Origin of the sequence: Prevotella sp. P5-50 (assembly GCF_002251295.1) — a bacterium.
Taxonomy (GTDB): Bacteria; Bacteroidota; Bacteroidia; order Bacteroidales; family Bacteroidaceae; genus Prevotella.
Window position 1 is genome coordinate 1 of record NZ_NPJA01000025.1, and the last position, 10,798, is coordinate 10,798.

A 10,798-nucleotide genomic window follows, 5' to 3' on the forward strand; every position below is an offset into this window, starting at 1 on the left:
ATGAAACACAATGTGGAATTAGAGACACTCCCTTATTTATAATATAAGAGTTATTGTTAAAAACTAAATAATCAACCCAGAACCTTGCTACAACATCAGCTTTTGTTTCTGATGATATCACATTATTGTTTATTTCTATTCTTTTTCCACTGGCACTTATAAGACCATTGTATACTTTATTGTGTTCAAATATAACATTGCTACTATTTGCGAGATATAGTGCCAATCCTTCTTTCGGTGAATCTAGAGTAAAAATATTATTTTTTATTGTAGAATTACGAGATACAAGTAAGCATGTTTTTTGTGTGTTAACAACATTGTTTTCAATATTCATTAATTCATTACCCGGGTTATTATAAAATGCCGTTTCTTTTGACCGTATTGTATTACCTTTAATAGTACAGCAGTTGGTGTTTACATACATCAAACTAATGCCCTCACTCTCAATCTTATTATTTAATACCTCAACATTATATACTTGCTTACCTGAAGTATACGAGAATGTATTATTCACTTTTGCGGTGTTGTTAATAATCCGAATATTGAATACGGGACCTGCAGTCGAGACAAGTAGCACACCCCGAAAACAATCTAATATATTATTTTTATCGATTATTATATTAGAGCATACACAGGTACTATCATTAGGTTCAATATCAATTGCTGATTGGGGGTTTGTTCCATTTATATTATGAATAAAATTATCCTGTATAATAATATTATTCCCAATGATTGAGACACCCTGCCTTCTACATTTAAACAACTCACAACCTGAAACAAAGTGATTATTTATTATGTTATTAGTACCAGTGTTTGAAAGGCTAATTGCATCGCCAGGAAACCTACTTATTTTTAATCCTATTACTGATATATATTGTGAGTTATAAAAGCAAATTCCATGACAATATTCATGCGTTTTCAATTCTTTTCCATTGTACATTTGGATGCCAGATAAATCATGACAGCCCTCAATGGGCTTATTTTCATCATCTGTATAAAAATCTCCAATTAATTCCCCCTCGCCTTTAAAACAGATATGATGTTTTTTATTTCCATAAAAAACTCTATATCCATTAAGATTATTGCCTCTTACTCTGACTCGACCATTAATTATAATATCAGTGTTAGATCGGACGTTAATTACAGACTGGTATAACTTTGAAAAACTAACAATGTAGTCATATTTTGATTTCTCAATTATAACTTTATTATTGACATTATCATCTGTCAAATTAAACACATTGGATAATGCATTATCTTCTGACAAATCATAAAACATGGTTGAATAAATCACAGGGACACACCATGTTCCACTTATAACCACTTTATTAAAAACAGGTTCCTTAGTCTCTTCGATCTTAGTATCATTCCCGATTAATATACCATTTTTAATACTTCCGCTATTGAATTTTAAAGTACTGTTCTGTGGTAAAACAACGGTTTTTCCTCTAAGGTCAAAACTATAAGAAATCTCATATATCGTATTTTTATTCGATACTTGTTCGTCAAAAGGTTTATGCCTATTTAATTTATGAATTCTATTCTCCTCGCATGAATAAACTTCATTACAAGGCATAACAGCAGCAAAACCATTTGCATTTATTTGTAGTAGATTAAGAGCTACAAAAAAATACAAGCCTAACATGCGCAATATTGTTTGACCTTGGTTCATCATTTTCTCTTCATAAAAAATGCTAATCCTATATTGAAGAAGGTTTCAACAAATGGGCCCAAACTCCGCGCCATAATGCACTCCATAAACTATCCTTATAACATAGCCTATGCTTCCATGCGCTCCCTTTCCAGCGTCGTATCTTAAAGACTAATCTTTTGAACAATTCTTTAGGATACTCTACACCATATTCCGGATATAAAATCTCATTTACGACTTTATTTTTGAGGCTTCGATTAAACTGCACGCGGGTAAAGAAACTTGCATTAAACCCCAAATCATCTACACAAATAGCATTAATAATATTATAGAACTCCATCATGCCATATTGTTCAAGAATATTTTCGAGCCATTCCCAATCCACTTTTTCGTGGTTAGCCTGCACGAAAAAGCCCCAGTCTATTATTTGTCGTAAGGTTATACCTTCAGCAGCAAAATGGCTAGAAGCGTGCCTCAACAAAAACAAAGCATGAAGATTAGGGGAAGGTAAAAATATTGTTTCTCCATTTACATTTATTGAATGAGAATCATCTTTCCCAAGATCCTTTAGAATTTGCTCAATTTCTTTGCTAGATTTATGATGGTGTACATTTATGAAATCATAATGGTTTTCCACCATAAAGTCTTGCCAATAGAAAACTGTGTGGTGATGATGAGAGGTATCAACCTTTATTCCTTTCTCTTTTATTATAAGTGCATCAGCTTCTTTCTGTTCTCCAAACTGCCATATATCGATATCACCATAAGGCCGGTGTTCTGGTTTTGCCCAATCCATACCACACGCCAAGCCCTTTAATATCATCATCTTTACGCCTTTGGCATTATAAAAAGCTGCCAAATTTGCAATTGCACGACGATACAATTCATATCGTTGTTCATACCCCTGCAATACCTCACCTATCCACTGTAGTATGAGTTCTTTAGGTGGTCTTTTACTATCTGGCAGTTTTTCAATACCATCCAGCAACACTGCAGAAAGACTTTGCTGAGTAGCAAGGTTTTGCAATGCATTCCAATCTAAGGTTTCTTGGGATAGCTGGGCATAATGTCCTAAACCCAAGCGAATAAGAGTCAAAAACGGCTCTTTGGCAATATCGTATCTCACGAATAATCAGCGTTCCTTTACTATTACCCAGAATGTTTTAAATATCAAGCCTAAATCATAGAAGAAATTGTGTTTCTCTACGTATTCCAGATATAGCTTGATTTTCTCCTGCATAATGACCTCAATATAATACTTTTCGGGGTCTTCGGCTTGCTCCATCAGCTCGTTCTCATTTCGGAATTTGATGGAAGCAGGATCTGTAATTCCAGGACGCACATCCAGTACATGCATTTGCTCTGGCGTCCAGTAGTCCACATAATGACGCACTTCTGGACGTGGGCCAACCAAGGACATGTCTCCAATGAACACATTGATAAGCTGTGGCAACTCGTCCAGTTTGAACTTGCGAATCCAATAGCCAGATTTCGTAACGCGAGGGTCTCTTCCGCCAATGGTCACAAGACTCCCCTTGTCAGCCCCCACCCTCATAGAGCGGAACTTGAAAATACGGAAATCTTTGTTATGCCTGCCCACACGTACTTGACGGTAAAATACAGGCCCTTTGCTATCCAACTTAATCCAAATAGCAAGTATTAAGAATAATGGGCTCAGTACAATCAAACCAAGTCCACTTGCCGTTATATCAAATAAACGTTTCATAATTAGTATTTCACCCCAAGATTCTCTTAATCTCTTCCCGGTAAGCCTTAATGACTATCTTTCTGGAGAACTTTTCAATCATTCTTTCACGACCTAACTCTCCTGCAGTTTTCCTTTGTCCATTAGGCAATGCCAAGAATCTCTCAATCGTCTGCACCAAAGCATCCACATTACCACCTTGATAGATATAACCTGTCTTGTTATTCTCTACAGTCTCTTGACATCCAGGATTATTGGTGGTAATTAGAAATCTTCCTGATGATGCACTTTCCTGGAGCACATTACTCATTCCCTCACCATAGGTAGAAGGGTGAATAGTACAATGCGCTCGCGCTATGAAAGGCTTCACATCCTTTTGGCTACCACGATACTTTACTATATCTTGCTTCTCCAGTTCGGCCAAATCCTGTTCATAGTGACTTTCGGTAGGTTCTATAAAACCAAGCATATTAAATTCTGTCTGTGGATACTCTTTCTTAATACGCTTTGCTGCCTCAATATAGTCATCAACGCCTTTGTCATGAAGAATGCGACCTATGTAGTTAAACACAACGGGAGCGCCAGTCTTTCCATCCCCTCCATCAGGGTATGGCTGCAAAGGATATCTGTCTGTATCAACACCACTGCCAGGGATAAGGCGATACTTACCTTTTACCATACCATGATCAATAGCCACCTGCATATTCGTTGCATTCTGAAACATCATACATGCAGACTTGCGATAAGCAAGTTTGAATAGCCACATAATGAAACTTTTCATTGGCCCTGTTTCATTCACTACACTACCTAGTCCAGTCAGGTTGTTGATTACTGGTATCCCCAAATTATGTGCAACTATACTGGCATACACATTTGGTTTTGCAGTATATGTCAGTACAACTGCGGGCTTATACTTCTTAAACAACTTACGGTAATGCATCATCAACCCGAGGTCCTTAACAGGATTTGTTCCACGTCTATCGATATTTGGATTATCACATATGTATGGTATATCCTTCATCAACTCAAATTTTGGACCATCAGGACATGAAATTAACATATCATATCCCTCCGCGATGAGACCTTCTATCAGTTCCTTTCGGAAACAATAAACATCATCGTCGTTATTAGTTAATAGAGCAATAATCTGTTTTTTATCCATATCCAGAAAAATAAAAGATAATATACTATTCTAGAATTAATTGTTTCTTCAATTCCATGGAAAGAAATGAAGACCAAAAACGAGCGCCATCATCATTCAGATGCATCAAGTCTCTAAACAACTCACGCTTCATTAATGCTGGTTCATTATAGAAATCTATGACCTCAATTTGGTTGTGATGGGCTATTTCCTTTGCCGCATCATATGCCTTTGACGGATTATCCTTAAAACATGGGGAGAAAATAAAAAACAATTTAATCTGGTGGACCTTTGCCAAATCCACCATCTTTTGCATATATAACAGTTTTAATGAATCTAACTCACAATCATTATATTCTTCCTTTGTAAATTCCATATTATCGGGAAGTTTTCCAACAACCTTTTCATATCCGTTATCTTCAGGCAGCGGCAAAAAGTTACATTTGATCGATTGTACTAACTTCGAATTATACCTATATGTTAATGATTGAAGTTTTAGTTTCTCTTTCCAGTCTTTTAAGTCAAATAATGAGTCTATGCATTCAAATTCACCATAATGGGGAGCAAGCCTATCAAGAGCCGCATCAAGAGTAAAGGTTGGCCCTGGATGCTCCATAGCATCTAAATCCATCACATCATAAACAACTATTTTGGGACAATGCCCCCGCTCTATCATTGCAGCAAGCATGGCATAGTGATAATAGATGCACATTCCCTCGCTACCTGCATTGTAGCAGCTCATATTGAGACTATCTGCAAATATGCTTGAAACATAGTGGTGCGATGCTCTTGAGGATCCCAATATAATAATGTCATCTCTTGATTCATTGAGTACATATAATTGTCTGTGAAATATACCGTATTTAGAACGATGATAAAGCCATGAACTGACACCACCGACACATATGTCCATTAGTACCAACAATAGTAGTATGGCCAGTATCGACAAAAGTGCCCCCCCCAGTTTATTCTTATTTAGAGCCATAACATCAGAATTTAAAGTAAATAAACTGGCCGCCACCTAACACACCTATCAACACAATCAGCACAGAAAGTAACGCGAAGGAGACATATCTTACAGGTACGCACTTACTTTCCAACATATAGTGCTTTTCTGGTGTAAACTCATCCTTAAAATCCTTAATAAAAAGAATAAAAAAACCTATTGCAAAGAAAAACAAAGTAGTTTGATGAATATAAGGAACACCCAAATGGAAATAACCCTTTGTTATCTCAATGGCTGTATTAAAGTCAGAGACATAGAATATCATCCAACCATAACTAACAATAATAAACGTAAGAACGATATCAACAAACTTTTTAAAACCACCATCCGGATTAATCTTCAGCGATTTCCAAATAGAGATTTTCTTTTCATGAGTCATCTTCCCTATAACCTGAGCCAAGCCATGATATGCACCCCATACAATAAAGTTATATGCGGCACCATGCCAGAGGCCTGAAGTCAAGAATGTGATCATTATATTGCGATAAAGCTTTTTCTCTCCTACTCTACTACCGCCCAAGGGAATATAAACATAATCACGAAACCAAGTTGAAAGAGAAATATGCCATCTACGCCAGAAGTCTGTTACGCTGGTTGCAAAATATGGTCTACGGAAGTTGGTCATTAACTCATAGCCCATGATTCGTGCAGAACCGATTGCTATCAAAGAATAACCAGCAAAATCACAGTAAATTTGGATCGTATACATAAACGTTGCTAACAATAACGACCCGCCATTATGATTAGCAAAATTTCCAAATACAGTATCCACATAAATACCAGCTCTATCACCTACCACGAGTTTCATAAAGAAACCCCATAGCATCATCTTCGCGCCTACTGAAAGATTATCAAACAGGAACGAATTCTTTTCCTTAAACTGAGGCAAAATACTAGGTGCCCGTCCGATAGGACCAGATGCAATCTGTGGAAAGAATCCAATAAAGAGTGAGTAATCCAGAACATTGTGCTCAGGATTTATCTTCTTCAAATAGACATCTGAAACATATCCAATTGACATGAACGTATAGAAGGAAACACCTATTGGCAACAGTAATTCAAACTCAGGGACTGTCATTGCTAGTCCTAATGATGTTAGCACATCATGAATTGCCGTCAGAAAGAAGTTGAGATACTTAAAGCAAAATAGTGGAGTAAGTATAAGAATAATAGAAGGCCACAACACTTTTTTTTGATATAATTGTTCCTTCCCTTCCATCAGCCGGCCTGCTAAATAGGATACAGCTGTATCGAATAACAAAAGGCCTAAGAAAGCCACATTCCAACAAGCATAGAAATAATAGGATGCTGCCAATAAGAACAACTTCCTATATTTATTTGATGGGATAGCATAATACACTATCACCACGGCTATCAAGAAAATGACAAATTCAATGGTATTGAAAAGCATAGAAAAATATATTCATTTCCACCATATGTGTTTGCTCCTCCTTATTTATGACTTAAGAATCTCAATGGTTCTATATATTGACTCCTTTAAGTCATAAAGTGGATTAAAACCAATACTCTTTAATCTTTCGTTTACTAAAATCGCCTTAGATGCTACGCTATACCCTTTTTGTTCTACTTCAGAGGGCAAATCAAATACTACATTCTTATTATTATAATGCGCACATACTTGAGCAAAATCCTTAAGGCGAACGTTTGTTTTCTCACTGCTCACGTTATAAGATGCTCCTATTTGTCCATATAATAAAACCGTTAACAAACCTGCAACAGCATCAGCAACATAGGTATATGAGAAGTACTGATTGCCCTCGCTTTTGAGCACAATATCTTCACCTGCAATGGCTTTTTTAATGAACTGAGATGAAGCTTTCGTATCACTCTCAAGCATTGTGGGACCAAATATTCTGCACAAACGTGCAATTTTAACTTTTGTCCCCTTTTCTGCAATGTATGACTGACACAAGGCTTCACTTGTTCGCTTTGATTCATTATAACAAGAACGTGCGTTGGTAAGGTTTAAATACCCGTTACTATCCTCTGTAAAATCTTCGTTATTGGTAGCATTCCCGTATACTTCATTTGTTGATGTATAAATAACCGTACCACCACATCTGGTTGCTAAATTAAGGGCATGTTCGGCACCTTTTACATTTATTAATATAGTCTCTATAGGGTATTGAGAGTACGCAAGAGGATGGGTATTGCTGGCTGCAGGTATAATATAATCGACGTTGATATCATTATCAAATGCATAACACACATCGTGTTCTAAAAAAGAAAAATTAGGGTTATCAAAATACTCGCCTAATCTATTTTGGGCTTTTTCTTTAGAACGACCTACGGCTATTACTTTAACATCTTTCATTGACATTAAGACATCAATAAGCATAACACCGACCATACCAGTCGCACCGGTTATCAAAAAACTCTTTCCATGTAGTCCTTCAATACCTTTAATGGACATTATATTTTTTATATCTTCCTGATATAAAGGATGACGTTTGTTTAATGACATTGTTTTTCTTTTTATTTCAACCAGGTGTCTTTCTCTTTCTTTAAATATCCTTTGAATAAATCCAAATCATCCTTGGTCGTTAGTTTTATATTCTTATCACTGCCAGCGGCAAAATGGAGACGTACACCTAAATCAACCATCATAGTATTTGTATAACTAGAACCATAAATACCAATTTCTTTCTCGTATGCCTCATGGTATTTACTATCTAATAAATCAAACCTATATGCTTGAGGTGTGGAAACTCTCCTTAAGGTTTCCCTTGGAATAAACTGTGTGGTTGTGGCTTCATCGTCTTTGCTTATTACAAAAATTTGCTCATTATAAGGCATTGACGTTACAGCGTTTCCATATTCCTTTGCTTTATTAATTACATCTGTTAGAACCTCTGGTTCCACCAATGGGCGAATACCATCGTGAATAATCACAATATCCTCTTTACTGGCTATTTCTTCAAGATTGTATACGCCATTACGTATAGATTCCTGCCCAGTGTTTCCCCCTTTTGTAATCCATTTCAGTTTATTGATTCCAAATTGTTTGGCATATGCCCATACAACATTCTCCCATCCCTCGATGCATACAACTTCAATTGCATCCACCATCGGATGATTTTGAAAGCCCTCAAGAGTGTATATCAGAATCGGCTTGTCATAAACATTAATGAATTGTTTGGGAATATCCTGGCCCATTCTATGGCCGGAGCCGCCTGCTATTATAATTGCAATTGTCATAATATTTATTGTTTTAAAAGACTATACAAACTGAAAATCATTATTAAAAAATTAATCAACATATATATTGATATGAAAAAATTTAAACAATGAAATATGATACAAAGCAGAAAAATGACCTGCAAAAAACCAGATGGCGATATCAGATTCATAGAAATAATCTGCTTAATGCCAAAATGTGTTTTGTCTGTTAGCTTATTGACTGCCTCTGAATTTACTCCATATGTCTTCTTTTTTTGCATTACTAGTCTTGGAAATATTGACATAATAGCTGTTGCCCCTCCAAATATTAGAAGCAAATATTTATCACAGAAGTCAAATAAACTATTGTCAAAATATGCAGCTATTCCCGCAGAGAAATATGTCAAGACCATAGCAGAGTAACCTCCCATTGTATCCCACAAATCACCTAGGTTAGAACATTGGTTCGTACTTCTCGCTAAATTCCCGTCAACACCATCTAAGAGATTCCATAGAAGAAAGAAAAACCATCCTATTATAGTTAGGGTCATATTATAATGAATTGACACAAGTATAGCACCAATAATTAGTGCAATCAAAGACCACCCTGTTACTGTTGTTGGTTTAATAGAGGTTTTTGACAAAGGGACTGTCATCAATACTGAAATTGGCCGGCCAATATGGCCTGCAAATATATTCCATCTTTCCTCTTTTCTTTTATGGGGAGGAACTGCTATATCGTAAATTTCTCGATATGTCATAATTTTGTTTTTATAAAGAACAACAATGAGTAATATCTAATAATCGTTATTCACTAGCAAGGATTTTAAATATTTCAATTGGCGCATTCAATTCACCATCGTGCCATACACAATCCTTATCAAACCATCCTTTCATACCTAAAAGAGCAGAATGGGCAAAACCGCAACACATTTCAACAATATACCCTTTTTCTGTTCTCTTATCTATAACATAGTCAAAACCAATACAAACAGAACCCATTTTTTTTGAAACTTCAAATGCTGATTCGATAACGTTTTTTGTAAATTTAGAGCGATCAAATATAAACTCACCTCCGCCTGATGCTCTAAAGTCATTTTTGCGGGTTGGGCGCGAAAAACCAGCCAGTTTATCGCCCACAACAACGACCTTCATATCAAAGCCATCATTAGGAATAAATTCTTGAAGATAAACGTAACCTCTTTCGTTAGGATACAACTTATAGCCTTTTAGTGTACTCAAGAATTCAGGTATTCTCTTGAATTTCTTTTTTACTGTTTCCCAATTATGAGAAGACTGGATATGGGAAGAGGCTTTGAAAACAACACTTGGGGCTGGCGAATATCCCCTCCCAAACATCCGTTTAGCGTAAGATAATAACTGTCGTCTTGTTTTCACCATTTTAACATTATTACTGCCTGAACCTGCTTTTAGTTTAAAAATAATTGGGAATTGGATATCGCCATTATTAAGTGCAGTTTTTAATGTTTCCAAATCATAAAACACAAAAGATTTAGGTATTGGAGCATTTACAGATTGAAGTAAATACATTTCTGCAATCTTATCATCTTTATGCCAAGAATCATTAAAATCAGGGAACACTTTTAAACCCATACGCTTTGCAGAATATAAAATACTTCTAGCTTCAAGCATTTGCCGATAATCTGCAATGGCGAACTGCCAAAGAAGCATATCATATCCTTTTAATTCTTCTATAGCATTGGTTTTAAGAAGGTCTACAGCCTTGTATTCAATTCCGTTCGCCTCAAAATACTCTATCCAAACAGACGCCCAGTCTGTTGAATGAAGGACACCATCCTTCCTAAATACGACTACTTTCATATCATTATAAAAATTTAGTTACACAATTAAAATACTTTTGTTTTCTAATTTTTGAATTAATATATATTCTAATATACCTAGGTCTTAAACGCTTGAAATACCACTCAATATTTCTTTGAGATTTCCGGGAATTTAAATATTCATTAATAATACTATTTCTGAACGATGTATATTCACATTCATTCATATTATATATCGCGTTTGTGTAATTAATAATATCACTATTACTAACGCCTTTACATAGATACATCTTGTCTTTCCCTATGTATATAG

10 protein-coding genes are annotated in these 10,798 nt (G+C 35.8%); all 10 read right to left on the minus strand.

The window, feature by feature from the left end:
* On the minus strand, positions 1 to 1,675 hold a 1,675-nt coding region (locus tag CIK88_RS12295; protein ID WP_173815651.1), incomplete at its 3' end, for a right-handed parallel beta-helix repeat-containing protein.
* Between the two features lie 25 nt (positions 1,676 to 1,700).
* The gene (locus tag CIK88_RS06730) at positions 1,701 to 2,777 is read right to left on the minus strand and encodes a nucleotidyltransferase family protein (RefSeq protein ID WP_094435380.1); all 1,077 of its coding nucleotides are present in this window, start codon (positions 2,775 to 2,777) and stop codon (positions 1,701 to 1,703) included.
* 6 nt (positions 2,778 to 2,783) lie between these two features.
* The gene (locus CIK88_RS06735) at positions 2,784 to 3,377 is read right to left on the minus strand and encodes a sugar transferase (protein WP_094435382.1); all 594 of its coding nucleotides are present in this window, start codon (positions 3,375 to 3,377) and stop codon (positions 2,784 to 2,786) included.
* Positions 3,378 to 3,387: 10 nt separating this feature from the next.
* Positions 3,388 to 4,518, minus strand: a complete 1,131-nt coding sequence (locus CIK88_RS06740) for a glycosyltransferase family 4 protein (RefSeq protein ID WP_216820878.1) — start codon at positions 4,516 to 4,518, stop codon at positions 3,388 to 3,390.
* 25 nt (positions 4,519 to 4,543) lie between these two features.
* The gene (locus CIK88_RS06745; RefSeq protein WP_144269590.1) at positions 4,544 to 5,482 is read right to left on the minus strand and encodes an SGNH/GDSL hydrolase family protein; all 939 of its coding nucleotides are present in this window, start codon (positions 5,480 to 5,482) and stop codon (positions 4,544 to 4,546) included.
* Between the two features lie 4 nt (positions 5,483 to 5,486).
* The gene (locus CIK88_RS06750; protein ID WP_094435388.1) at positions 5,487 to 6,914 is read right to left on the minus strand and encodes an MBOAT family protein; all 1,428 of its coding nucleotides are present in this window, start codon (positions 6,912 to 6,914) and stop codon (positions 5,487 to 5,489) included.
* Positions 6,915 to 6,959: 45 nt separating this feature from the next.
* Positions 6,960 to 7,988: an NAD-dependent epimerase/dehydratase family protein gene (locus tag CIK88_RS06755; RefSeq protein ID WP_094435390.1), complete on the minus strand. Its 1,029-nt coding sequence runs from the start codon at positions 7,986 to 7,988 to the stop codon at positions 6,960 to 6,962.
* Between the two features lie 11 nt (positions 7,989 to 7,999).
* Positions 8,000 to 8,722 carry a 2-C-methyl-D-erythritol 4-phosphate cytidylyltransferase gene (locus CIK88_RS06760; protein WP_094435392.1) on the minus strand — a complete coding sequence of 241 codons (723 nt, stop codon included), beginning with the start codon at positions 8,720 to 8,722 and terminating at the stop codon, positions 8,000 to 8,002.
* A gap of 5 nt (positions 8,723 to 8,727) precedes the next feature.
* Positions 8,728 to 9,444, minus strand: a complete 717-nt coding sequence (locus CIK88_RS06765; RefSeq protein ID WP_094435394.1) for a CDP-alcohol phosphatidyltransferase family protein — start codon at positions 9,442 to 9,444, stop codon at positions 8,728 to 8,730.
* A 46-nt stretch (positions 9,445 to 9,490) separates the two neighbouring features.
* Positions 9,491 to 10,525 (minus strand): RimK family alpha-L-glutamate ligase, encoded by a 1,035-nt coding sequence (locus CIK88_RS06770; RefSeq protein ID WP_094435396.1) that lies wholly within the window; start codon positions 10,523 to 10,525, stop codon positions 9,491 to 9,493.
* Positions 10,526 to 10,798: the final 273 nt, after the last annotated feature.

Coding starts and splice junctions, on each gene's coding strand:
- CIK88_RS06735 (WP_094435382.1), bottom strand. CDS start 3,377: ATGAAACGTTTATTTGATATAACGGCAAGTGGACTTGGTTTGATTGTA.
- CIK88_RS06740 (WP_216820878.1), bottom strand. CDS start 4,518: ATGGATAAAAAACAGATTATTGCTCTATTAACTAATAACGACGATGAT.
- CIK88_RS06745 (WP_144269590.1), bottom strand. CDS start 5,482: ATGGCTCTAAATAAGAATAAACTGGGGGGGGCACTTTTGTCGATACTG.
- CIK88_RS06750 (WP_094435388.1), bottom strand. CDS start 6,914: ATGCTTTTCAATACCATTGAATTTGTCATTTTCTTGATAGCCGTGGTG.
- CIK88_RS06755 (WP_094435390.1), bottom strand. CDS start 7,988: ATGTCATTAAACAAACGTCATCCTTTATATCAGGAAGATATAAAAAAT.
- CIK88_RS06760 (WP_094435392.1), bottom strand. CDS start 8,722: ATGACAATTGCAATTATAATAGCAGGCGGCTCCGGCCATAGAATGGGC.
- CIK88_RS06765 (WP_094435394.1), bottom strand. CDS start 9,444: ATGACATATCGAGAAATTTACGATATAGCAGTTCCTCCCCATAAAAGA.
- CIK88_RS06770 (WP_094435396.1), bottom strand. CDS start 10,525: ATGAAAGTAGTCGTATTTAGGAAGGATGGTGTCCTTCATTCAACAGAC.